This window comes from Sphingopyxis sp. (assembly GCF_965227415.1).
GTDB lineage: Bacteria > Pseudomonadota > Alphaproteobacteria > Sphingomonadales > Sphingomonadaceae > Sphingopyxis.
The window spans coordinates 843,313-866,233 of sequence record NZ_OZ245749.1 but is presented as its reverse complement, the minus strand read 5'-3'; the positions used below and the strand labels follow the sequence as shown (position 1 = coordinate 866,233).

At 64.8% G+C, this 22,921-nt stretch carries 19 protein-coding genes; 14 read left to right on the top strand and 5 right to left on the bottom strand.

Features of this window, described 5'->3' with window-relative positions:
• Positions 1-57: 57 nt before the first annotated feature.
• Positions 58-1,335, top strand: a complete 1,278-nt coding sequence (locus ACO055_RS04160) for an HD-GYP domain-containing protein (RefSeq protein ID WP_422061345.1) — start codon at positions 58-60, stop codon at positions 1,333-1,335.
• A 215-nt stretch (positions 1,336-1,550) separates the two neighbouring features.
• On the opposite strand, the gene ACO055_RS04155 is transcribed toward ACO055_RS04160, so the two are convergent.
• Positions 1,551-2,588, bottom strand: a complete 1,038-nt coding sequence (locus ACO055_RS04155; RefSeq protein ID WP_422061344.1) for a mannose-1-phosphate guanylyltransferase — start codon at positions 2,586-2,588, stop codon at positions 1,551-1,553.
• Between the two features lie 125 nt (positions 2,589-2,713).
• Here ACO055_RS04155 and ACO055_RS04150 point away from each other — a divergent pair, with 125 nt between their 5' ends.
• The 4 genes from ACO055_RS04150 to ACO055_RS04135 all read left to right on the top strand — a co-directional run bounded on the left by ACO055_RS04150 (position 2,714) and on the right by ACO055_RS04135 (position 9,559).
• Positions 2,714-4,102: a TIGR03013 family XrtA/PEP-CTERM system glycosyltransferase gene (locus tag ACO055_RS04150; protein WP_422061343.1), complete on the top strand. Its 1,389-nt coding sequence runs from the start codon at positions 2,714-2,716 to the stop codon at positions 4,100-4,102.
• Positions 4,103-4,104: 2 nt separating this feature from the next.
• Positions 4,105-6,216, top strand: a complete 2,112-nt coding sequence (gene prsK, locus ACO055_RS04145) for an XrtA/PEP-CTERM system histidine kinase PrsK (protein WP_422061342.1) — start codon at positions 4,105-4,107, stop codon at positions 6,214-6,216.
• Entirely contained in the window at positions 6,213-7,589 is a 1,377-nt protein-coding gene (gene prsR / locus ACO055_RS04140) for a PEP-CTERM-box response regulator transcription factor (protein ID WP_422061341.1), read from the top strand. The genes prsK and prsR overlap by 4 nt, the downstream gene beginning before the upstream one ends.
• A 134-nt stretch (positions 7,590-7,723) precedes the next feature.
• Positions 7,724-9,559 (top strand): tetratricopeptide repeat protein, encoded by a 1,836-nt coding sequence (locus ACO055_RS04135; protein WP_422061340.1) that lies wholly within the window; start codon positions 7,724-7,726, stop codon positions 9,557-9,559.
• A gap of 58 nt (positions 9,560-9,617) precedes the next feature.
• Here ACO055_RS04135 and ACO055_RS04130 read toward each other — a convergent pair whose 3' ends face one another.
• Together ACO055_RS04130 and ACO055_RS04125 are read right to left on the bottom strand one after the other, a co-directional pair.
• Positions 9,618-9,965 (bottom strand): GntR family transcriptional regulator, encoded by a 348-nt coding sequence (locus ACO055_RS04130; protein ID WP_422061339.1) that lies wholly within the window; start codon positions 9,963-9,965, stop codon positions 9,618-9,620.
• 71 nt (positions 9,966-10,036) lie between these two features.
• Positions 10,037-10,618: a nitroreductase family protein gene (locus ACO055_RS04125; protein ID WP_422061338.1), complete on the bottom strand. Its 582-nt coding sequence runs from the start codon at positions 10,616-10,618 to the stop codon at positions 10,037-10,039.
• Between the two features lie 214 nt (positions 10,619-10,832).
• On the opposite strand from ACO055_RS04125, the gene ACO055_RS04120 reads away from it, so the two are divergent.
• The 5 genes from ACO055_RS04120 to ACO055_RS04100 are packed head-to-tail and all read left to right on the top strand — an operon-like array spanning position 10,833 to position 16,881.
• Positions 10,833-12,863, top strand: a complete 2,031-nt coding sequence (locus ACO055_RS04120) for a peptide MFS transporter (protein ID WP_422061337.1) — start codon at positions 10,833-10,835, stop codon at positions 12,861-12,863.
• Between the two features lie 13 nt (positions 12,864-12,876).
• Positions 12,877-14,283 carry an amidohydrolase gene (locus tag ACO055_RS04115; RefSeq protein WP_422061336.1) on the top strand — a complete coding sequence of 469 codons (1,407 nt, stop codon included), beginning with the start codon at positions 12,877-12,879 and terminating at the stop codon, positions 14,281-14,283.
• Positions 14,280-15,581, top strand: a complete 1,302-nt coding sequence (locus ACO055_RS04110; protein WP_422061335.1) for an amidohydrolase family protein — start codon at positions 14,280-14,282, stop codon at positions 15,579-15,581. The genes ACO055_RS04115 and ACO055_RS04110 overlap by 4 nt, the downstream gene beginning before the upstream one ends.
• A 54-nt stretch (positions 15,582-15,635) precedes the next feature.
• Positions 15,636-16,337: an NnrU family protein gene (locus ACO055_RS04105; RefSeq protein ID WP_422061334.1), complete on the top strand. Its 702-nt coding sequence runs from the start codon at positions 15,636-15,638 to the stop codon at positions 16,335-16,337.
• A gap of 7 nt (positions 16,338-16,344) precedes the next feature.
• Positions 16,345-16,881 carry a DUF1003 domain-containing protein gene (locus ACO055_RS04100; protein ID WP_422061333.1) on the top strand — a complete coding sequence of 179 codons (537 nt, stop codon included), beginning with the start codon at positions 16,345-16,347 and terminating at the stop codon, positions 16,879-16,881.
• Between the two features lie 276 nt (positions 16,882-17,157).
• Here the strand turns inward: ACO055_RS04100 and ACO055_RS04095 are convergent, their stop codons facing one another.
• Positions 17,158-18,153 carry an aldo/keto reductase gene (locus ACO055_RS04095; RefSeq protein ID WP_422061332.1) on the bottom strand — a complete coding sequence of 332 codons (996 nt, stop codon included), beginning with the start codon at positions 18,151-18,153 and terminating at the stop codon, positions 17,158-17,160.
• Positions 18,150-19,403, bottom strand: a complete 1,254-nt coding sequence (locus ACO055_RS04090) for a dicarboxylate/amino acid:cation symporter (RefSeq protein WP_422061331.1) — start codon at positions 19,401-19,403, stop codon at positions 18,150-18,152. Before ACO055_RS04090 ends, ACO055_RS04095 begins: the two co-directional genes overlap by 4 nt.
• 119 nt (positions 19,404-19,522) lie before the next feature.
• Between ACO055_RS04090 and glmM the strand changes: the two genes are divergently transcribed.
• From glmM to ACO055_RS04070, 4 genes are all read left to right on the top strand, one after another.
• Complete coding sequence (glmM, locus tag ACO055_RS04085) at positions 19,523-20,860, top strand: phosphoglucosamine mutase (protein WP_422061330.1); 1,338 nt, start codon at positions 19,523-19,525, stop codon at positions 20,858-20,860.
• A gap of 35 nt (positions 20,861-20,895) precedes the next feature.
• On the top strand, positions 20,896-21,120 hold the full coding sequence (locus tag ACO055_RS04080; RefSeq protein ID WP_422061329.1) for a DUF1272 domain-containing protein: 225 nt from the start codon (positions 20,896-20,898) through the stop codon (positions 21,118-21,120).
• A 106-nt stretch (positions 21,121-21,226) separates the two neighbouring features.
• Positions 21,227-22,369 carry a bifunctional hydroxymethylpyrimidine kinase/phosphomethylpyrimidine kinase gene (gene thiD / locus ACO055_RS04075; RefSeq protein ID WP_422061328.1) on the top strand — a complete coding sequence of 381 codons (1,143 nt, stop codon included), beginning with the start codon at positions 21,227-21,229 and terminating at the stop codon, positions 22,367-22,369.
• Positions 22,366-22,920, top strand: a complete 555-nt coding sequence (locus ACO055_RS04070) for a ribonuclease HII (protein ID WP_422061327.1) — start codon at positions 22,366-22,368, stop codon at positions 22,918-22,920. The genes thiD and ACO055_RS04070 overlap by 4 nt, the downstream gene beginning before the upstream one ends.
• Position 22,921 lies beyond the last annotated feature (1 nt).

Below are 22,921 nucleotides of genomic sequence, written 5' to 3'. Positions count from 1 at the left end.
TTATGACTCCGAAGCTTGACGTCTGCTGGGGCGTCATTGGCCATTGGGACCGAAGGAATGCTGGTTCGGATCAAACCGGAGGATGTCGAGATCGGCATGTTCGTCCACGCCTTTGACGGGTCGTGGTTCGACCATCCGTTCTGGACGAAGCATTTTCGCATCGAGACCGCCGAACAGCTGCTCCGTATCCGCAATTCGTCGATCGACGGGCTGGTGATCGATCAGAGCCGCAGCAGCGTTGCGGCCGCCGAACCTTTGTCGCGCGCGCCAGTGGGCCGTTCCGCACCGTCGCGAGAGGCGCCGCTTCCTGTCCGCCGCGAACCGATGGCCTTTGCGGCGAAAGCGGTGCCGCAGCGAGACGAGCCCCGCCGCAAGCTCGGTTATAACGGCGAATGTCGCCGCGCCCGGCAGGCCATCGACCGGTCGCACGATGCGGTCGTCGATATGTTTGAGAAGGCACGTCTCGGCCGGGCGGTCGAGGCGCGACGCATGGTACCGCTGGCGCGCGCGATCGGCAATTCGATCGAGCGCGACGCGAAGGCGCTGATCAACCTGGTCCGGCTGAAGGAGAAGGACGAATATACCTATCTTCACTCGGTTTCGGTTTGCGCGCTGATGATGAACTTTGCGCGCCACCTCGGTCTCGAGGAGCCGGTCGTGCAGGATCTGGGCGTCGCCGGCCTGCTCCACGACGTTGGCAAGGTGGCGATATCGGAAGCCATCTTGAACAAGAATGGCAGCCTGTCGGAGGGCGAATTCCTCTCGGTCAAAAGGCATCCGCTCGCGGGCCATGCCTTGCTCGAAAGTTCGCCGGGCGTCCCCAAAGCAGCACTCGAAGTGTGCCTTCGCCATCACGAAAAGCTCGACGGCCGCGGCTATCCCGATGGCCTGCGCGGCGAAGCGCTGTCGCTGTTCGCGCGAATGGGCGCGATTTGCGATGTCTATGACGCGGTCACCTCCGACCGGCCTTACAAGAACGCGTGGACGCCGTGCGACGCGCTTACCGAGATGAAGGGCTGGGCAGGCCATTTCGACGAGGGCCTGCTGGACCGATTCGCCGACAGCCTGGGAATCTATCCGGTCGGCACGCTGGTCCGGCTGTCGACGGGCGAACTCGGTCTGGTCATGGGCAGCGATGGCGAGGCGTATGAGGATGTGGTCGTGCGCGTCTTTTTCGATTGCGACACGCTGGCCGAATGCGCGCCGTTCGAGCGCGCGATCGCCCCGTCGGCCGAAAATCCTCGTATCCTCGGCCGCGACAGCCCGACCTTCTGGCGCTTTCCCGACTGGGAGATGATGCGGCTGGAGTTGATGGCGGCGGATCTGCCGGGGTAGGAATCGGCGCCTTCGCCGGCCTGCCGATACTGCTCCGGTTGTCCGGTTGTGGGTGATCAGCGGACATTCGCGCCTTCGTCATCCCGGACTTGATCCGGGATCCACCGCACCCCTGACGTCATGGACCCCGGCCTTCGCCGGGGAACACATCAAAATCGTCCGCTTCCCTTCGTCCGCCGTCATCGACGACCCCGAGGAATGGGCCGATCAGGCAGCTATTTGCGCGCTTTTGCTGCCGCGCGTACATCCTGGCAGCGGCTCAGCGGCATCACCAATATATCGTCGCCATCGACGATCACCGCGACATCCTCCATCCCGATGATCGACACGCGCTTGCCGCCGGCGCGGATCAGATTGCCTTTGCTGTCGTGCACGAACACATCGCCGGTCAGCGCGTTGCCGGCGGAATCCTTGTCCTCGGCAAGCGTATGGACCGCGTGCCAGCTTCCCAGATCGGACCAGCCCATCGCAACCGGCACGACGGCGACGCGATCGTCCTTTTCCATCACGGCATAGTCGATCGAATCCGACGGTGCGCGTTCGAACGCGGGGGCATCGGCGTAGAAGGCGTCGCCGTCGAACATCCCCGCCGCGACGGCGCGATCGGCGGCTTCGAAGATCGGGCGGCAATGTTCGAGCATCGCGTCGCGCATCCGACCGGCACGGAACAGGAAGATGCCGGCGTTCCAGCTATAGCCGCCGGCAGCGAGCATCGTTTCAGCCTCGTCCAGCGGCGGCTTTTCGATAAAGCGATCGACGACAAAGCCGCCGCCATCGAGCGCGTCGCCGCTGGCGATATAGCCAAAGCCGGTGTCGGGACGGTCGGGGGTGATGCCGAAGGTGACGAGCCAGTCCTGCTGTGCCAGCTTTGCGCCGACCGCGATGGCGGCGTGAAAGGCCGAAACGTCCGCGATGACATGATCGCTGGGCATCACGAGGAGCAGCGTATCGGCGTCGGAGCGCGCCACCGCGAGCGCAATGGCCGCTGCAGTATTGCGCGGCATGGGCTCGACGAGCAGGCTGGCTTCGCGGTCTTCCATCTGCTCGCGAACCGATGCGACATGGCCATCGCCGCAGACGACAACCGGCGGACCGAAGCCCGCGCCTGCGGGCGTCCGCCGCACGGTCTGCTGGAACAAGCTGTGGCTGCTGTGCAGCGGCAGAAATTGTTTTGCCCGGTTGCCGCGCGATTCCGGCCATAGCCGGGTGCCCGCGCCGCCGCACAAAATGACGGGCTGAATCAAAACAGTCATGGCGGTGCTGTATCGCCTTGCTCGGCCCCGGTCACCCCCCGATGGGACCAAGAAACAAGTGTAAAATTAACCGACAGTTGACGCCTCCTTGCTAGGGTCGGCTCCCGAAAGGGCCCGATTTTTCCATGTTCCGATTGTTCAAACATTATGTGCCGCACGCGGTGGTTTGGCTGGCGCTCATCGAGTTCTTCGCGCTGCTCGGTTCGGCCGAGGCGGCGTGGCGCCTCTATGCCCATTTTGCCGGTTTCGATGCGGGCCTGCTCGGGGCGCGCTGGCTGCCGCTGACGACCTTTGCGGTGGCCAATTCGCTCGCGATGATGGCGACCGGAATGTATGGCAACGAAGCATTGCGGTCGATGAAATTTGCGACCGCGCGCCTTCTCGCCGCCGTTTCGCTCGGCGTGATCTTCCTTTCGGTCGTCGGCTTTCTGTTGCCGACCGCGACGCTGTGGCGCGTCAACAGCCTGTACGCGATGGCGCTTGCGATTTTGGCGCTGTTCGTCATTCGCCTGATCCTGACACAAAGCGCCGGGGCCGAGGCCTTCAAGCGGCGCATCCTGGTGCTCGGCGCGGGAACGCGCGCGGCGCGGCTTCAGGCGCTGGCCGACGCGCCGGGGAGCGGGATCGCGATCGCGGGTTTCGTCGCGATGTCGGGCGGCGAGAAGGTCATGAAAGCGGCGGTAGCGCGCGAGGCCATCGCCAATCTGTCCGAGCATGTCGTCGCGCTTGGCGCCGGCGAAGTGGTGCTGGCGATGGAGGAGCGGCGAAACTCGCTGCCGCTTGGCGACTTGCTGCGCGTCAAGACAACGGGTGTGCACGTCAACGATATCGCCAGCTTCATCGAGCGCGAGACAGGGCGCGTTGATCTGGCGACGACGAACCCCAGCGCGCTGATCTTTTCCGACGGCTTTTCCGCAGGACAGCGGATTTCCAAGGCTGGCAAACGCGTGTTCGACATTCTGGCCAGCCTGATCGTGCTGGTGATCGGCCTGCCGCTGGTCGCGATCGCGGCGATTGCCGTGAAACTCGATAGCAAGGGGCCGATCTTCTATCGCCAGGCGCGCGTCGGCCTGTTCGGCGAGCCCTATGAAATCGTGAAAATCCGTTCGATGCGCACCGACGCCGAAGTCGCGGGCAGGGCAGTCTGGGCGGCCGAGAATGACCCGCGCATCACGCGCGTCGGCAATATCATCCGCAAGCTTCGGATCGACGAGCTGCCGCAGCTGTGGTGCGTGCTCAAAGGGCATATGAGCTTTGTTGGCCCGCGTCCCGAACGGCCGAGCTTCGTCGAGGAACTCGAGGAGCAGCTGCCCTATTATGCCGAGCGCCACATGGTGAAGCCGGGACTGACCGGCTGGGCGCAGATCAACTATCCCTATGGTGCATCGGTCGAGGATGCGCGGGTCAAGCTGGAATATGATCTTTATTACGCCAAAAATTATTCGCCCTTCCTGGACCTGCTGATCCTGCTTCAGACGGTTCGCGTCGTGCTGTGGCCGGAGGGGGCCCGCTGATCGTGGCGCTCTCCGGTCTTTCCGAGATTCTGTCGGCGCTCGCGCTCGCGGCGTTCGCGGGTGTGGCGCTGTGGCTGTTCGCGCGGCCGCGCAGCCGGATGATCGTGCTGATGCCGGCACCGCGCTGGCTTGCCCTTGCCGCGGCAGCGACCGCCGCCTGGTGCACCGCGTTCTATATCTGGTCGCCGGGGTCGTCGCAGGCGCTGGTCGCGCAGGCGCTGCGCGACCTTGCGATGCTCGGCTGGTTGCGCGCAACTTTCTGGTCGAAGGCGGCGCCGATGTCGCGTCCGCTGCGCCTTGTGCTGCGGCTGCTGGTGACGATCAGCGCCGCGATGCTGTTGATCGGCGGCGCTGCGCACTGGCAGCGCGGTGCCGATGCCGCCGAATGGCTGGGGCCGACGCTGGCGATTTCGGCGATGATTGTCGCGACGGGCGGACTGCTCGTCGTCGATGGCGCGGTGCGGCGAGCGAGCACAGCGCTGCGCATGCCGGTGATGGCGGTCGCCGGCGGCTTTGCGATGCTGTGGGCGTATGAACTCAACGTCCAGCTGATCGGCGCGCTGACCGGCAAACCGGCGTTGACGCTGATCCACTTGTTGCCGGCGGTGGCGCTGCTCATGCTGCCGACGTTCGTCGTCGCTGCGATGGATGTCGGGCGCGAGCGCATCCGCCTGTCGCGCACCGCTGCGATGCGGACGCTGATCCTGATCGGCGCGGCGACCTATCTGGTCCTGATCGGGCTTGTCGGTGCCGTGGCACGGCTGGTTGGCGGTGACTATGGCGATCTGGCGCAAGGTACGTTTCTGATCTTCGCACTCGGCGCAGGCGGCCTGTTGCTGCTGTCGGAGCGGGCGCGGGCGTGGCTGTCGGTGATGATCTCGAAGCATTTCTTCGAGCATCGGTACGACTATCGGGCCGAATGGATGCGCTTCACCGCGACGCTCGCTCAGAGCGGCGGCGACGACGACCGCAACCTTCACCGCCGCGTGGCCAAGGCGCTGGCCGAGCTGACCGGCAGTCCCGGCGCGCTGCTGATGCTGCCCGACCCGCTCGGCGCGTTTCGCGTTGCCGAGCAGTGGCACTGGCCCGCAGGGATCGAGGAAGAGGGCGCCTTGTCATTGCGGTCGGCTTTCATGCTGCAGGAAACGCGGCATATCGTCGACCTGGACGCCGAACGGCGAGGCCGGCCGGCGGACGAGCAGGATCTGGCGATTCCGGCCTGGCTGATGACCGACAGCCGCGCCTGGGTGGTTGTCCCGGTGCTGCATTTCCAGCGGATGATTGCGGTCGCGGTGCTGCACCGCCCGCCGGTGTCGCGCGCGCTCGATTGGGAGGACCTCGACGTCCTGCGGATCGCGGGCCAGCAGGCGGCAAGCTATCTCGCCGAATCGCAGAGCCAGGCGGCGCTGTCCGAAGCCAAGCGCTTCGACGAATTCAACCGGCGCTTTGCCTTCATCATGCACGATATCAAGAATCTGGCGAGCCAGCTCAGCCTGCTCGCGAGCAATGCCGAGCGCCACGCCGACAAGCCGGCCTTTCGGGCCGACATGGTCGAGACGCTGAAGATTTCGTCGGGGCGCCTCGCCGATCTGCTCGTCCGCCTGTCGCCGCGCGAGCGAGGGCGGACGGCCGAGGCCGAACGGACGCTGGTCGAACCGGTACTGAATGCGATTGCCGCCGAAGCCAAAGCGCGCCGCGCGCTGTTCGTGGGGTGCCAGGCTGGGCTCTCTGCGTGGGGCGATGCGGGATCGATCCGGCAGATCGTCCAGCATCTTGTCGCCAATGCGATCGACGCTTCGCCTGCGGACACGACGGTGCAGGTCATCGCGGTCGCCGAACAGGGCCGCGCCCGGATCGATGTGATCGACCAGGGCATCGGCATGACGCGCGCCTTCATCCGCGACGAACTGTTCAAACCCTTCGTCTCGACCAAGGAGGGCGGCTTCGGCATCGGGGCGTTCGAGGCGCTTCAGCTGGCGCAGGCGATGAGCGGTTCGATCGAAGTGGCGAGCGAGCCGGGCAGAGGCAGCAATTTCACCTTGTGGCTGCCGCTGGCCGACGCGCGTGCCGACAGCGCAGCCGACGAGCGGATCATGAAAGTTGCAAAGACATGAGCGAGGGCAGGACCGACATTCGCAAGCTGCTGGTGGTCGAGGACGATCCCGGGCTGCAGGCGCAGCTCAAATGGGCGTATGACGGATATGAGGTGCTGATCGCGGGCGATTATGACAGCGCGATCGAGCTGCTTCGCGCCGAGGAGCCGGCGGTGGTCACGCTCGACCTGGGCCTGCCGCCGGATCCCGACGGCACGCGCGAGGGGTTTCGCGTTCTGAAGGCGATCCTTGAAAACAAGCCCGACACGAAAGTCGTCGTCGTGTCCGGGCATGGCGAACGCGCGAGCGCGCTGGCGGCGATCGCGAACGGCGCGTGGGATTTTTATCAAAAGCCGATCGACATCGACGAACTGGGATTGATCGTCCGCCGGGCGTTCCATGTTCGCGAGCTCGAGGTCGAGAATGCACGGCTGGCGGGGCAGGGGAGCAGCGACAATCGCGTTCTCGGCGGCATGATTACCGGCGCACCCGAAATGCTGAAGGTCGCGCGCACGATCGAGCGCGTCGCGAATCTCGATGTGTCGGTCATGCTGCTCGGCGGCAGCGGCACCGGCAAGGAGCTGCTAGCGCGCGGCCTGCACGAAGCGAGCGGGCGGCGCGACGGCGCGTTCGTTGCGATCAATTGCGCCGCGATCCCCGAGAATTTGCTCGAAAGCGAATTGTTCGGGCACGAAAAAGGCGCCTTCACGGGCGCGGTCAAGACGACCGAAGGCAAGATCGAGCTGGCGCATGGCGGCACGCTCTTTCTCGACGAGGTCGGCGACATCCCGCTGCCGCTCCAGGTCAAGTTGCTGCGCTTCCTTCAGGAGCGGACGATCGAGCGCATCGGCGGGCGCAAGGCGATCGCGGTCGATACGCGCATCGTCTGCGCCACGCACCGCGACCTGGACGCGATGATCGCCGAGCAGAGCTTTCGCGACGACCTGTACTACCGGCTTGCCGAGATGGTCGTGAAGATCCCGTCGCTGGCCGAGCGGCCGGGCGATTCGGTGCTGCTCGCGCGGCATTTCCTTCATCAATATGCGCCGACGATGAACCCAGCGGTCCGCGGCTTCGCCCCCGACGCGCTTCAGGCCATCGACGAAGGGCGCTGGCCAGGCAATGTCCGCGAGCTGGAAAACCGTATCAAGCGTGCGGTGATCATGGCCGACGGCAAGCTGGTGATGAAGGGGGACCTCGATCTTGCGGCCAGCGAAGGCGAGGCGGGTGAGGATTACCTCAACCTGCGGAGTGCACGCGAAGCGGCCGATCGCGTCGCGATCCGCCGCGCAATGACGCAGAGCGAGGGCAATATCTCGCTGGCGGCCAAGCTGCTCGGTATCAGCCGACCGACGCTTTACGACCTGCTCAAGCAATATCGGATGCACGCCTGAATGCATCTTTTGCGCCTTTTCCTTTTTCGTCATGCTGAACTTGGTTCGGCATCCACGGCGGCCGCTTTCGTCATGCGCTGCGTATCATGCGAAGCCGGACCATTGGCCTTGAAACAAGTTCAGGGTGACTACGCATGAGGCGCTTGCTTGTCGGGCTGGTCGCCGCCGCGGCGCTGGCCGGGTGCGATGGGGCACGTCCGGACAGCCCGCGCCAGCAATGGCAGCAACAGATTGCCGAACTGCAACGGACGACGGCGAGCGATCCGAACGCGATCGAAGCGTGGGTCAAACTTGCGCGCGCGCAGATCGGGCTGGGCGACGGGGTTGGCGCCGAAGCGACGGTGAAGGCCGCGCTGGGCGCGGGCGCCAATGACGAATATCTTCGTCCGCTGCTTGCCCGCGCCTATGCGCTGCAAGGCGACGGCAGCCGCGCGCTGCAGACGCTCGATGGAGGCCCGATCGCGCCCGCCATGATCGGCGAGGCCGCGTGGGTCGCGGGCGATGTTCACCTGGACAATGGCGACCTGGGCGCCGCGCGCGACGCCTATGATCGCGCGGTGCGCGAACTGCCGCGCAATTCGATGTTGTGGGTCGATGTCGCGCGCTTCCGCGACGCCAATGCCGATACGCTCGGCGCGCGCGATGCCGTCGACTTTGCGATCGAGCTCGACAGGGGAAACTGCGCCGCGCTGGCGTATAAGGCGAACCTGGTTCGCACCCAGCAAGGTTTGACGGCTTCGCTGGGCTGGTATGACAGGGCGCTCGCAGCCGATCCCGACAATGCCGATGCGTTGATCGAACAGGCGGCGACGTTTGGCGACCTGGGGCGCTACAAGGATATGCTCGCGTCGCTGCGCCGCGCTGCCCCACTCGTCCCGCGGAACCCGCGGCTGTATTATCTGCAAGCCGTACTCGCCGCACGCGGCGACAATTATGCGCTCGCGCGCAGCTTGCTGCAGCGAACGCGCGGCGCGCTCGACGAGGAACCCGGCTTCATGCTGCTGAGCGCGATCGTCGAGTTGCAACTGGGCGGCGAAGCGGTCGCCGCGACATGGGGCGACCGGCTCGTTGCCGAACAGCCGGAGAATTTTACCGCACGGCGAATCCTTGCGGCCGCGGACTGGGCCGATGGCGACACCGACGCCGCGGCCGAAGCGCTGGCGCCGATTGTGGCGCGTGCCGACGCCGACAGCTGGTCGCTGCTGCTTTCGGCGCGCATCGCTGCCGAACTGGGCCAGCAGGTCGCATCGACCGGCTTTCTTGCGCGCGCCGCCTCGCTGAGCCGGGGCGGGGCTGCGCCCTTCGCGGTCAGCGACAGTTACGGTCTGCTGGTAACAGGCGCCGACGCCGAACCGCTCAATCCGGCAAAAGCGATCCCGGCGATCGCGGCCGATATCACGGCGGGCAATGTTGGCAGCGCCATCGCGCGGGCAACGAAACTGCGCGATGCCAATCGCGGCGTTGCCGACGCGCATATCCTGCTTGGCGACACGGCGCTGGCGGGCGGGCGCACCGATCTTGCGATCCAGTCCTATCGCGCCGCACGCGATCTTGATGCCGGCGAGCGCACGACGTTGCGGCTGGCCAATGCGCTATTCGTAGCGGGAGATTCCGCAGGCTCGGGCGCTGCGATCCTGGCGCTGCGCGACAGCCAGCCGTCGAGCATCGCGGCCGATCTGCTCGCGGGGCATCTGGCGATGGACATCGAGCATTGGGATCAGGCCATCGCGCATTTCGAGCGGGTGCGGCAACGCATCGGCAATCGCGACGTGGTGGTCCTGCGCGAACTCGCGCACGCATGGGCCGCGAAGGGCGACAAGGATCGCGCGTTGCGGCTGATCGGCCTGGCCTATCGGCTGCAGCCGCTCAATTCGGAGATCATGCTGTTCTATGCCGACCTGCTCGAACAGCGCGGTGACCGGCAAGGCGCCGAAGATTTACGCGAAAAAGCCGAGCAGATCGGGCAGTAGTCGCCCGCGTCATCGCGGCCTTTAGCCGGGATGACCAATGATTATACGGCGTTCGCGATCAAGCGTCGGTGAGGTCGAGGAGCGTCCGCGCGTCAAGCCCGATGCGGCGCATCTGTTGCGCCACGGGCGGCCAGACATTGGTCAGGAAATCGTGACGCATCAACTCGCGCAACCGGTCGGTCGCGCCCTCGGCGACGAACATGCCGACGCCGCGCTTGACCGTAACCAGACCTTCGTCCTGAAACGTCTGATAGGCCTTGGCGACGGTCAGCGGGTTCGCGCCTTCCTCGGCAGCGAGCGAGCGGACCGACGGGAGCATGTCGCCGTCGCGAAAGCTGCCGTCGAGAATGGCGTTGGCGATGACGTCGCGCAAACGCTGGTACACGGGTTTGGACTGATCGAGCATGCCGCCTTAATGCCATAAGACAGCAGCACAGTCAAATCATGAAAATTATCAAAAATATGCCTGCATTGTAATTAAATGTCCCAGGCGTGGACGACATCCTCATATTCGGGCCGTGGACGCTCGGACAGATTGGCGCCCGCGGTGCCGATGAAGAAATAACCGACGATTGTGTCGTGATCGGCGACTCCAAAGGCTTTCGCGACATCGGGACTATAGGCGGCCCATCCGGTGAGCCAGCTGCCGACGAATCCCAGCGCGTGGGCGGCGTGGAGCAGGTTCATTCCCACGGCGCCTGCCGACATCTGTTGCTCCCACACCGGAATCTTGCTGCCGGGGACGGGGGTGGAGACGAGCACGAGCAACGAGGGCGCTTGGTGCGCGAACTGGTCGAGCGCCGACAGGTCGAGCCCCGCGGCGCCGGGATTTTCTGCAACCCATGCGTCCTTGAGCAGCGTCGCGAAGGCATCGCGCTGATCATCGGCGATCGTGACGATCCGCCACGGCGCGAGTTTGCCATGATCGGGCGTGCGCAGCGCGAGCGTGATGATGTCTTTCAGTTCCCCAGCATCGGGACCGGGCGTGATCATGTCGCGCGCCTTGCCCGAACGGCGGGTCGCGAGGTGCGAGCGGAGGGTGCTGGTGTCGTTGAACATGGAGCGCATTTGGGCGCGCTGTTCGCCGTGCGCAAGTGTTGCGATCGATTCGCAATAATATTTTTGACTGCCGCCACTTGGTTTCACGCGCAATTAGATTCTTCCCTTGCGTAATTTTCGCGCTAGGTTGCGCGATCAAATCGGCAAGGGGGCGGGATTTCCGCGATGCGGAACAGGCGCCTCCTCAATCAAAATATACCGGGGAGCCCGACACATGACGAATGAAGTGGACCAGAATGCGTCGCTGGAGCCGGGGGCGCCGCCTGCCGACGTCACGATGATCCATCCCGGCGACCATAATGGCTGGTTCGGCCACCCGCGGCAGCTGAAACGCCTGTTCACGACCGAGATGTGGGAGCGCTTTGGCTATTACGGGATGCGCGCCATCCTGACGCTGTACCTCGCCAACCATTTCCTGTTCAGCGATACGACGACCGCCGGAATTTATGGCGGCTTCACGGCGCTGGTATATCTCACGCCGCTGATCGGCGGGCTGATCGCCGACCGGTATCTGGGATCGAAGCGATCGGTGAAGTTCGGCGCGATCCTGATGGCGCTTGGCTATTTTACGCTCTGCTTCGGCGGCGAGACGGCCAAGCCTTTCGCGACGATCGATGCGCAGCGTTATGACGTCGCGGTCGAGGCGAACGCCGATGGCGGCCAGGCGCGCTTCATCACCGTTGACGGGCAGAAGCTGGAAATTCGCGGCAACGAGGACAAATCGGTCTCGCTGCTTGGCGCCGACGGCAGCGAAACGCGCAAGATCGCTTCCGACAATTTCAAGTCCGACGCCGAACGTTCGCCGATGTTCGTCACCATCCTGCTTATCGGGCTGGGGCTGGTCACGATCGGCAACGGATTTTTCAAGCCCAATATCTCGACGATTGTCGGCTCGCTCTATGCCGATGGCGATCGCCGCCGCGACGCGGGTTTCACCATCTTCTACATGGGCATCAACCTTGGCTCGCTGGTCTCGCAATTCTTTTGCCCGATCCTCGCGCAAGCCGTCGGCTGGTGGGCAGGTTTCGGCCTGGCGGCGATCGGCATGACCTGTTCGTGGCTGCTCTTCCAATTCGATGGCGGACGCCTCAAAGGCTATGGCGAGCGCCCCGAAGGCGCCGACGCCAGCAAGGACTGGTATATCTATGGCGGCGCGCTGCTCGCGATTCCGCTCGTCTATTTCCTCTTCTCGAACCTGATGGGCTATGTGAAGCCCGAGGCTGGGACCGGCCTGATCGGCTATCTTGCGACGCTGCCTATCATGGGCAAGGTCATGTTCGGCACCTTCATCCTCGCGATCCCCGGCATTCTGGCCTGGGCATATTTCAAGGGCAGCCGCGTCGAGTTCCAGATGATGCTTGCCGCGATGGTGCTGATCATCTTCAACGTCGTGTTCTGGACGCTGTTCGAACAGGCCGGCTCGTCGCTCACGCTGTTCGCCGAACGCAACACGATGCTCGAGGTCGGCTGGACCCAGCCGTTGTTCGCCATGTTCCGTGCGACGCCGATCAGCTATTATCTCTTCTTCGCAGGGCTGTTCGGCGGGGTCGCCTGGCTCGCCTGGTGGTTCTTCTCGCGCGGCGAGGATGCGGCAGTAAAGCGCATGATGGCGATCGTGTGGGCCGGCGTCGTCGTGGCCGCGATGATCGGCATGCATGTCGCGCGGATCAACGGCTTTGGCAGCGAGCGGGTCTATGTCATGCCCGCGGGGCAGACGCAGATCTTCAACGCGCTGTTCATCGTGCTGCTCGCGCCGCTGTTCAGCATGCTCTGGAACGCGCTGGCAGCACGCGGTCTTGAGCCCAATATCCCGGTCAAGTTCGGGATCGCGCTGATGGGCGTCGGCGCGGGCTTCCTGTTCCTTGTCTGGGGGGCGCAGTTTGCCGACAGCAAGTTCCAGGTCGGGCTGGCATGGCTTGCCGGCCTTTATCTGATCCACTCGATCGCGGAACTCTGCATCTCGCCGGTCGGCCTTTCGATGATCACCAAATTGTCGATCGCGCGCGTCGTCGGGCTGATGATGGGCGTGTGGTTCCTGTCGATCGCTACCGCGCAATATGTCGCGGGGATCGTCGCCCAGTTCGCAAGCGTCGAGACGGTCGGCGGGCAGGTGACGAACCTGCGCGTCAGCCTCGATACCTATGTGGGCGTGTTCCAGACGATCGGTCTGATCTCGATCGTCATCGGCGGGCTGCTGCTGCTGTTGGCATGGCCGCTGAAATTTCTGATGCACGGCGTAAAATAAGGGGCTTGTGATCATGCGTTTATCGATTGCGGCGCTGCCGCTGCTCGCGCTCGCCGCCTGCGCTTCCTCGGGCGGCGGTGCGAAGTCGGCGGGCGACAAGCCTGTCACGACGGCATCGGCCGACAAGCCGGTCAAGTTCGACAAGGATCCCTATCCCTCGACCTACAAGGGGTATCCGACGCGGCTGACCGTCGTCCGCAACGTCACCATCTTCGACGGCGAGGGCGGGCGGATCGACAATGGATCGATCGTGCTGTCGAGCGGCAAGGTCGACCGCGTCGGCGGCCCCGACATGGAATTGCCGACCGACGCCGACGTTTATGACGGCACGGGCAAATATCTGACGCCGGGCGTGATCGACATTCACAGCCACCTGGGCGACTACGCAAGTCCGAGCGTCGAGGCGAATTCGGACGGCAATGAAGCGACGGGTCCGGTGACCGCCGAGGTCTGGGCCGAACATAGCGTCTGGCCGCAGGACCCGGGCTTTACCCGCGCGCTCGCGAACGGCGGAATCACGACGCTGGAAATCCTGCCCGGCAGCGCGAACCTGATGGGCGGCCGCTCGGTCGTGCTGAAGAATGTCCCCGCGCGCACGGTGCAGGGAATGAAGTTCCCCGGCGCGCCCTACGGCCTGAAGATGGCGTGCGGCGAAAATCCGAAGCGTGTGTACGGCAGCAAGGGGCGGATGCCCTCGACCCGCATGGGCAATATGGCGGTCGACCGACAGACCTGGGCGAAGGCGGCGGCGTACAAGAAGAAACTCGACGAAGGAAAGCCGGTCGATCGCGACCTGGCGATGGAGACGCTCGCAGGGGTTCTGTCGGGCGAAATCCTGGTCCAGAACCATTGCTATCGCGCCGACGAAATGGCGCAGGTCATCGATATGAGCCACGAGTTCGGCTATAAGGTTTCGGCCTTTCATCATGCGGTCGAGGCGTACAAGATCGCCGACCTGCTGAAGAAGGAAGGCATTTGCGCGGCGATGTGGGCGGATTGGTGGGGTTTCAAGATGGAAGCCTATGACGCGGTGCCCGAGAATATCGCGCTGATGTACAAGGAAGGCGCGTGCACGATCGTCCATTCGGATGATGCGAACCAGATCCAGCGCCTGAACCAGGAAGCCGCCAAGGCACTCGCCGCCGGCCGCCGGATGGGAATGCAGATCACCGATGAGCAGGCGTGGACATGGCTCGGGATCAACCCCGCGAAGGCAATCGGCCTGCAGGACAAGATCGGCAGCCTGAAACCCGGCAAGATGGCCGACGTCGTGCTGTGGAACGGCAATCCGTTCAGCGTCTATACGCGGCCCGAAAAAGTCTGGATTGACGGTGCGCTGATGTTCGATGCCAATGATCCCAAACGGCGGCCAGTGACCGATTTCGAGCTTGGCCAACCGGGTGAAGGAGACGTGAAATGATCCGCGCGCTCCTTCTGTCCGCTGCCGCGCTGATCGCGCTTCCTGCCGCCGCGCAGGATATCGCGATCGTCAATGCGAAGCTCGTCATCGGCGATGGCAGCGCGCCGATCGAGGGCGGCACCGTGGTCGTACGCGGCGGCAAGGTTGTCGCCGCCGGTGCCGGCGTTGCGGTGCCTGCGGGTATCGAACGCATCGATGCGCAAGGCCGCTATGTCACGCCGGGTATCGTCGCGGCGTTCAGCCGCGTTGGCCTGGTCGAGATCGACGCCGTCGATGGCACCAACGATCGTTCGGCGAACAAGTCGCGCTTTTCGGCAGGGCTCGATATCGCGCCAGCGCTGAACCCCATGGGCTCGCCGATCGCGGTGAACCGCGCCGCGGGTGTCACGCGCGCGATCGTCGCACCGGGAAGCAGCAGCAATCTGTTCGCCGGACAGGGCGCCGTCGTCGACCTGGGCGACGATATGAACATGGTAACCAGGCCGCGCGCGCTGCAATATGTCGCGTTCGGTGAAGATGGTTCGGCCAAGGCCGGCGGCAGCCGCGCCGCGACCTTTCTGCTGTTCCGCGAACAATTGCTCGCGGCGCGCAGCTATGCGCGCAATCCCGCGACGCTGGCCGAGTGGAGCAACGACACGCTGATCCAGCGTGCCGATGCCGAGGCCTTGGTACGCGTGATCAATGGCGCGACGCCGCTGTTCGTCCGCGTCGACCGCGCCGTGGATATTCTGAACGTCATCAAGCTGAAGAGCGAATTCCCGGCGCTGAAGCTGGTGCTTGTCGGCGCGACCGAGGGCTGGCTCGTCGCGCGCGATCTGGCCGCGGCGAAGGTGCCGGTGCTCGTCTCGCCGCTCACCGACCTGGCGGGCAGCTTCGAGCAGCTTGGCGCGACGCAGTCGAACGCCGGGCGCCTGAAGGCCGCGGGGGTCGATGTGTCGGTCGGCGTGTTCGACGACGATGACGCGCATAAGATGGGGTACACCACCCAATATGCGGGCAATCTCGTCGGCCTGTCGAAGATGCCGGGCGCGAGCGGGCTGACGTGGGATCAGGCCTTTGCCGCGATCACCAGCGCTCCGGCGCGGGCGATCGGCATGGATGCGACGATGGGATCGCTCAAGGCCGGCCGCGTCGGCGACGTGGTAATCTGGGACAATGATCCGCTCGAACTCGGCAGCCGTCCGACGGCGGTCTGGATCGATGGCAAACGCCAGTCGCTCGTCACGCGGCAGGACCGCCTGCGCGACCGCTATCTGACGCCGACCGAAGGGGCGTTGCCCAAGGCCTACGACAGGTAAGGCACGCGCCTGAACAAAAGCGGCCGCCGGGGAGGGGAGAGGGAGAAGGCTCCAATGCAACCGATGTCGCTTTTGATCGTCACGTGCGTCCTGTTCGTCGGCACCCATTTCGCGCTGTCGCATCCGATGCGCGCGGGCCTTGCCGGACGGCTCGGCGAGCGCGGGTTCCAGATCGTCTATTCGATCGTCGCCATCGCGACCTTCGTGATGATCATACAGGCGTACCGCGGGATGCCGCCCGAGCCGCCGCTGTGGGCGGTCGACGATCCGTTATGGATTCTCGCCTCGCTGCTCGTGCTGTTCGCGAGCATTTTGTTCATGGGGTCGCTGATCGGCAATCCGGCGCTACCCGCGCCGAATGCCGCCGCATCAGCGCAGGCCGCGCCGCGCGGCGTTTTTGCGATCACCCGCCACCCGATGATGTGGGGCTTTGCGCTGTGGGCACTGGCGCATGCGCTGGTCATGCCGACGCCGGGGCAGATTGTCCTGTCGTCGGCGATCGCGTTTCTCGCGCTTGTCGGATCCGCGGGACAGGATGCGAAAAAGGCACGGCTGATGGGCGACAGCTGGCGGCATTGGGCCGCGCGGACAAGCTTTGTGCCGTTCGGGCGGCAGGTTGCCGGCGTCACACCCTGGGCCGACGCGATCCCGCGCGCCCACGCCTTGCTCGGCGGAATCCTGTTGTGGCTTGTCGCGACCTGGGCGCATGGCGCGCTCGGCTATATGGTCGCGGGCATCTGGCGCTGGACAGGCTAGGAACGCAATGACCAACGAAGAGCAGATATCCGACCTGTCGCTGCGGTTGCTGGGCCGCGCTTACGATCAGCTCGATGGCGGCGAGCAGCGCGTCGTGCGCGCGATTGCCGAGCGCCAGCCAACGAGCCGCGATGTCGATGACGACGACGGAATGCAGGGCAGTTTCGGCGATCGTCTGGCCGACCGGGTGGCTGCGGTGGGCGGTTCGTGGGGGTTCATCATCGCGTTCGGCATCGTCCTGTTCGGGTGGATGCTCATCAATTCCAAGCTGTTCGAGAAGCTGGGCCTGACCTTCGATCCCTATCCGTTCATTTTCCTGAACCTGATGCTGTCGACGCTTGCGGCGATCCAGGCGCCGGTCATCATGATGAGCCAGAATCGGCAGGCCGCGAAGGACCGGCTGACCGAGCAGTTGGACTATGAAGTCAATCTGCGCGCCGAGCTGGAGATCATGAGGCTGCACGAAAAGCTCGACCAGATGCGCTTTCACGACCTTTCGGAAAAGGTCGCCGGCCTGTGCGACCGACTGGACCGGAAGGACTGAATGGAACGAGGGGTTTGGGATGACGATCGATTGAGCGTCCGGTTGGGGTGATGAGCGGTCATCGCTCCCTTCGTCATTCCCGCGAAAGCGTCAACCTGGCGACCCTTCATGTTCCCCGGCGAAGGCCGGGGTCCAGGGCGCCGGAGAGCCGGCGTTGCGCGAGCACGCTCTGGACCCCCGCCTTCGCCGGGGAACACATCTGAATCGTCTCCGACCGGTCCTTTCCCGTCATTCGTCGCCCCGATCAAGCCCGAGGCGACGAGTTTGGGACTGGATTTAAAGCCGCACCATCCGCATGCCCATTTCGCCATAGCGCGGCCCGCTGGTGCCGCCACGCGGTGCGGCGGCATCGATTGCGGCCAGGTCGTCGGCGGTCAGCGTGACGTCGGCCGCGCCGACGCTATCCTCCATCGTGACGCGGCGCTTGGTGCCGGGGATCGGAACGATGTCGTCGCCCTGTGCGAGCAGCCAGGCGAGCGCGACCTGCGCGTTCGACACGCCATGCTTTGCCGCAACGCCGGCGATCGCATCGACGATGGCGAGGTTGGCGGGCAAATTCTCTTCCGAATAGCGCGGATCGTTACGGCGCCAATCGTTTTCGGGAAGCTCGTCGCGGCTGCGGATCGTGCCGGCGAGGAAGCCGCGGCCGAGCGGCGAATAGGGAATGAAGCCGATGCCGTTGTCGCGGCAGGCTCCAAGGATTTCCTCTTCGACGTCGCGCTCCCAGATTGAATATTCGCTCTGCAGCGCAGTGATCGGCGCGGCCTTGGCGGCGCGGCGGATCGTGTCGGGCCCAGCCTCGGAAAGCGCGATGTGGCGGACTTTGCCTTCTTTTACTAGGTCCATCATTCCTCCGATGACCTCTTCTATCGCGATCGAGGGATCGACGCGGTGCTGGTAGAACAGGTCGATCGTGTCGATGCCGAGTCGCTGGAGCGAGCCTTCGCACGCCGCGCGCGCATTGGCGGGTGAGCCATCGACGCCGACGATCTGGTTGCCGTCGAATTTGAAGCCGAATTTGGTCGCGATGACGAGGCCGTCGCGCTTGCCCTTGATCGCTTCGCCGAGCAGCTCTTCGTTGCTGAAAGGGCCATAGATTTGCGCGGTGTCGAAGAAGGTGACGCCAAGGTCGATCGCGCGGTGGATGGCGCGCCTCGATTCGTCGAGGTCGGCGGCTTCGCCATAAAGGATGTTGCCGCCCTTGATCATCGGCATGCAGCCGATCCCGATAGCCGACACTTCAAGGCCGTGGCCGAGCTTGCGATACTTCATGAGGCTTCTCCTGCGGGGGGGGCGTCGTCATCTATACCATCGGCGGCATATTTGGTCGCGGCGACATCGCCAACGACATTGCCGAGCGTACGGAAGATATCGGGGAAAGTCTCGACCGCGACCAGCAGGCCGAGCGGCGCGACGGGGACGCCCATCGACACGGCAATCGGCGCGATCGAGGTCACGAAACTGATCGAGCCGGGCAGGCTGACCGACGACAGCGCCGCGGCAAGCGCGACAGCGAGGCCGACCGCCATCTCCCACGGCGTCAGTTCGATCCCGAACAGCCACGCGACATAGACGACGACCGCGAGGTTCATCGCCGGGCTGGTGAAGCGGAAGAGCGCAACCGCGAGCGGCAGCACGATGTCTGCCTTCTTTGGATCGACGCCGAGTTCGGCCGACGAGCGGAGCATTGCGGGCAGGCTGGCGAGCGAGCTTTGCGTGCTGAGCGCGACCGCGAAGGTCGGGACCATCGCGCGAATGAACCGCGGCAAGGGGATACGAACCACCAGGACGGCAAGCAGCAGGCCGAGGATGATCGTGCAGACGCCGATCATCGACAGCATCAGCACATAATGTGCCAGTCCGCCGAACGCCGCGATGCCCGCCTTGATCGCGAGCGCATAGCCAAGCGCGAAGACGCCGATCGGGGCAAGCGCGAGCACCCAGCCGATGACGACAAGCATCGCGTCGCCGAGCGCCTTGAAGAAGCCCGAAAGCGTCGCGCGTTCGGCGCCGCCGATGCGGGTGATCGCAAAAGCGAAGATGGTGGTGAAGACGATGAGCGGCAGAATCGCGCTGTCGGCTGCCGCGGCGATCGGATTCGTGGGGATCAGTGAAAGCAGGAAATCGGCGAAGTGCGGCGACGGCGCAGTTTCGGTGGTGCCGCCGAGCCCGTGGCGCAATCCCTCTGCCGCGCTGGCAGACAGCGGAAAGGCGCGCAGAAGCAGCGGCAAGACGAGCAATGTCATCAGCCCCGCAACCAGATTGGCGCCGATGAAGATCGCGACCGCGCGGCCCGCCAGCTTGCCCGCGCGCGCTGCGTCAGCGGTTGCAGTAATGCCGGTGATCAGGAGCGCAACGATCAGCGGGATGATCGTCATCTTGAGCGCGTTGAGCCAGAGAAGGCCGATCGGTTCGATGAAGGGAAGGCTGGCGGTGCCCGCGTCGACCGATATCGTCTCGACGACGATGCCCAGGAGCATGCCGCCGATCAGGGCCGAAAGGATGATCCATGCCGATTTCAAGCTCTATTCCCCCGAAGGTCGCGCCGGCCAACTTGCCAAGCCAAAATGAGTGACCTAGGGCCATCCCTTGATCGGGGCAGGCTCTTGTCCTGGCGACCGGATTAGGTAGCAGAGGTGCCATGCGCAAGTTTTTCGGAACCGACGGGATTCGCGGGCTGACCAACCAGGTTCCGATGACCGCCGAGACTGCGATGCGCGTCGGCATGGCGGCGGGCGCGCACTTCCTGCGCGGCGACCACAAACATCGCGTCGTGATCGGCAAGGATACGCGCCTGTCGGGCTATATGCTGGAAAATGCGCTGGTCGCGGGCTTCACCAGCGTGGGCATGGACGTCGTTCAGGTCGGGCCGATGCCGACACCCGCCGTGGCAATGCTCACACGATCGATGCGGGCCGACCTGGGCGTGATGATTTCGGCGAGCCATAATCCGTTTCACGACAATGGCATCAAGCTGTTCGGCCCCGACGGGTATAAATTGTCCGACGAGGATGAAGCACAGATCGAGCATCTGCTGACGGTCGCGCCGAAGCTTGCCGACCCCAGCCATATCGGTCGCGCCAAGCGAATCGAGGATGCGCGCGGGCGCTATATCCACGCGGTGAAACAGAGCCTGCCCGAATCGGTGCGGCTCGACGGGCTGAAGATCGTCCTCGATTGCGCGAATGGCGCGGCATATAACAGCGCACCGACGGTGTTCTGGGAGCTGGGCGCCGATGTCGTCGCGGTCGGCGTCGAGCCCAATGGCATCAACATCAACGACAAGTGCGGCTCGACGGCGCCGGGGCTGCTGCAGGAAACGGTTGTCGCGAGCGGCGCCGATATCGGCATCGCGCTCGACGGCGACGCCGACCGGCTGATCATCGTCGATGAAAAGGGCAAGATCGTCGACGGCGACCAGATCATGGGGCTGATCGGCGCGAGCTGGGCACGGCAAGGCTTGCTCAAGGGCGGCGGCGTCGTCGCGACGGTGATGTCGAACCTCGGCCTCGAACGCTTCCTCGAAAGGGAGGGGCTGCGGCTCGAGCGGACCAAGGTCGGTGACCGCCATGTGCTGGAACGGATGAAGAGCGGCGGCTTCAATGTCGGCGGCGAACAGTCGGGGCATATGATCCTGTCGGACCATGCGACGACGGGCGACGGCACGCTCGCAGCGTTGCAGGTGCTCGCCGAACTCGTGACCGCAGGCAAGCCGGCGAGCGAATTGCTCCATCAGTTCGATCCGGTGCCGCAGCTTTTGAAGAATGTCCGTTTCGCGGGCGGCAAGCCGCTCGAGAATGCCGATGTCCAGGCCGCCATTGCCGAGGGAGAGGCTGCGCTGGCGGGCCGCGGACGTTTGGTGATTCGCCCGTCGGGCACCGAACCGCTGATCCGCGTTATGGCCGAAGGCGACGACGCCGGACAGGTCGAGCGCGTCGTCGACATGATTTGCGACGCGGTGCGCGTGGCGGCGGCATGACCATTTGATTTTTCCAGAACCGAAAGAGACTTACCATGCTTGAAATGCGACCCGATTGCGAAAAATGCGGCCGCGATCTGCCCGCCGCCGTCCACGGGGCCTTCATCTGCTCCATGGAGTGCACCTTTTGCGCGAATTGCGCCGACAAGCTCGACGAAATTTGCCCCAATTGCCGTGGCGACCTGCTCGACCGGCCGCTGCGCGAGGGCGCTATTCTGGCGAAATTTCCGGCCTCGACGGAGCGAAAGCATAAGGGGTGACATATAGCCTCATTCGTCATGCCGGACTGGATCCGGTATCCAGCTCGGCCTCGGCGGCATGGACCCCGGATCAAGCCCGGGGTGATGATGGTCAGGACAAGGGCCGGTGACGGCGCGCGTATTGATCATCGCGGGCTCCGATAGCGGAGGCGGCGCGGGGATTCAGGCCGACGTCAAGACAGTGACGATGCTCGACGGTTATGCGATGACGGCGATCACGGCAATCACCGCGCAGAATACGCTGGGCGTGCAGAGCGTTCATGCGATTCCGACCGCGATGGTGCTGGCGCAGATCGACAGCGTCGTCGCCGACATCGGCGTCGATGCCGTCAAGATCGGAATGATCGGCAGCGCCGAGACGGCCGCGGCGGTCGCCGAGCGGCTGGCGCGTCCCGACCTGACGCAAGCGGCAGTGGTGTTCGATCCGGTGATGGTTGCGACAAGCGGCGCGGTGCTGGCCGATAGCGCGACGATTGCCGCGTTTCGCGCGCTCCTGGGTCGCGCGATGGTGGCCACGCCGAACCTGCCCGAACTCGAAGCGCTCGGCGGCGAGGAGGCGGTTCTGGCGCACGGCTGTTCGCTGCTCGTCAAGGGCGGTCATGTCGAAGGCGAGACGGTGATCGACCGCCTGCTCGAAACGGGCGAGGGCGAAGTCGCGCGCTGGGAAGCGCCGCGGATCGACACGACGAGCACCCATGGCACCGGTTGCACGCTGGCGAGCGCGATCGCGACGGGGCTGGCGCAGGGCATGCCGTTGGAACCGGCGGTGGCGCGCGCGCGCGATTTCGTGCGGCTGGCGCTGCTCGACGCGCCGGGACTGGGCAAAGGGCACGGCCCGATGGGGCAGCAGATGGTGCGCAACGACGGACTGTTCACCGGCCCGGCGCTCAACCAGATGACCTTGCCCGCGATCGACTATGCGGCGTCGGTCGCCTTCTACAAACAGCTGGGGCTGAGGCAGATCGTCGACAGTCCGGACAATGGCTATGCCCGTTTTGAAGCGGCGAACGGCGTGACATTGTCTATTCACGTCGGCGACGGCGCGGCGGGCGGAGCGACGACCTATCTGGAGAGCGGCGCGCTCGATGCCTGGGCCGCTTATCTCGCGCGGCGCGGCGTGCGCTTCGACCAGATGCCGAAGGATGAAGAGTGGGGCTGGCGCGAGGCGCGGTTGACCGATCCGGCGGGCAATCGGCTGTGTCTGTATCAGGCAGGCGAATATCGGCGGTATCCGCCCTGGCGGATATGATCGTCGGGGTCGACGAGGCCGGGCGTGGCCCCCTTGCGGGGCCGGTGGTCGCGGCCGCGGTGTTGCTATGTCCGGCAGGAATAGCAGGCCTCGACGACAGCAAGAAACTGACCGCCAAACGGCGCGGCGAACTGGAGATCGAGATCAAGGCGCGCTGCCGCTGGGGCGTCGGCGAAGCGAGCGTCGCCGAGATCGATAGCATCAACATCCTGCAGGCGACGTTTCTCGCGATGACGCGCGCGGTCGAAGCGCTGGGGTTCGAGCCGACCGAGGTCCTTGTCGACGGCAATCGCCTGCCGCGCTGGCGTTATACCGCGACAGCGATCGTCGGCGGCGACGCGCTGCATCCTTGTATTTCGGCCGCGAGTATTATCGCGAAGGAGCATCGCGACCGTTTCATGGTCGCTGCGGCGCGCGATTTCCCGCACTTTGGCTGGGATAGCAATATGGGTTATGGTACGGCGCGTCATCTCGCGGCGCTGCGTCAGCACGGCCCGACGCCGCTTCATCGGACGAGTTTTGCCCCGGTCGCACAAATGCAGCTGGTCTGAA

Coding starts and splice junctions, on each gene's coding strand:
- ACO055_RS04125 (WP_422061338.1), bottom strand. CDS start 10,618: ATGTTCAACGACACCAGCACCCTCCGCTCGCACCTCGCGACCCGCCGT.
- ACO055_RS04100 (WP_422061333.1), top strand. CDS start 16,345: ATGACCAACGAAGAGCAGATATCCGACCTGTCGCTGCGGTTGCTGGGC.
- glmM (WP_422061330.1), top strand. CDS start 19,523: ATGCGCAAGTTTTTCGGAACCGACGGGATTCGCGGGCTGACCAACCAG.
- ACO055_RS04160 (WP_422061345.1), top strand. CDS start 58: ATGCTGGTTCGGATCAAACCGGAGGATGTCGAGATCGGCATGTTCGTC.
- ACO055_RS04135 (WP_422061340.1), top strand. CDS start 7,724: ATGAGGCGCTTGCTTGTCGGGCTGGTCGCCGCCGCGGCGCTGGCCGGG.
- prsR (WP_422061341.1), top strand. CDS start 6,213: ATGAGCGAGGGCAGGACCGACATTCGCAAGCTGCTGGTGGTCGAGGAC.
- ACO055_RS04070 (WP_422061327.1), top strand. CDS start 22,366: ATGATCGTCGGGGTCGACGAGGCCGGGCGTGGCCCCCTTGCGGGGCCG.
- ACO055_RS04105 (WP_422061334.1), top strand. CDS start 15,636: ATGCAACCGATGTCGCTTTTGATCGTCACGTGCGTCCTGTTCGTCGGC.
- ACO055_RS04115 (WP_422061336.1), top strand. CDS start 12,877: ATGCGTTTATCGATTGCGGCGCTGCCGCTGCTCGCGCTCGCCGCCTGC.
- ACO055_RS04080 (WP_422061329.1), top strand. CDS start 20,896: ATGCTTGAAATGCGACCCGATTGCGAAAAATGCGGCCGCGATCTGCCC.
- ACO055_RS04155 (WP_422061344.1), bottom strand. CDS start 2,588: ATGACTGTTTTGATTCAGCCCGTCATTTTGTGCGGCGGCGCGGGCACC.
- ACO055_RS04150 (WP_422061343.1), top strand. CDS start 2,714: ATGTTCCGATTGTTCAAACATTATGTGCCGCACGCGGTGGTTTGGCTG.
- ACO055_RS04120 (WP_422061337.1), top strand. CDS start 10,833: ATGACGAATGAAGTGGACCAGAATGCGTCGCTGGAGCCGGGGGCGCCG.
- ACO055_RS04130 (WP_422061339.1), bottom strand. CDS start 9,965: ATGCTCGATCAGTCCAAACCCGTGTACCAGCGTTTGCGCGACGTCATC.
- ACO055_RS04110 (WP_422061335.1), top strand. CDS start 14,280: ATGATCCGCGCGCTCCTTCTGTCCGCTGCCGCGCTGATCGCGCTTCCT.
- ACO055_RS04095 (WP_422061332.1), bottom strand. CDS start 18,153: ATGAAGTATCGCAAGCTCGGCCACGGCCTTGAAGTGTCGGCTATCGGG.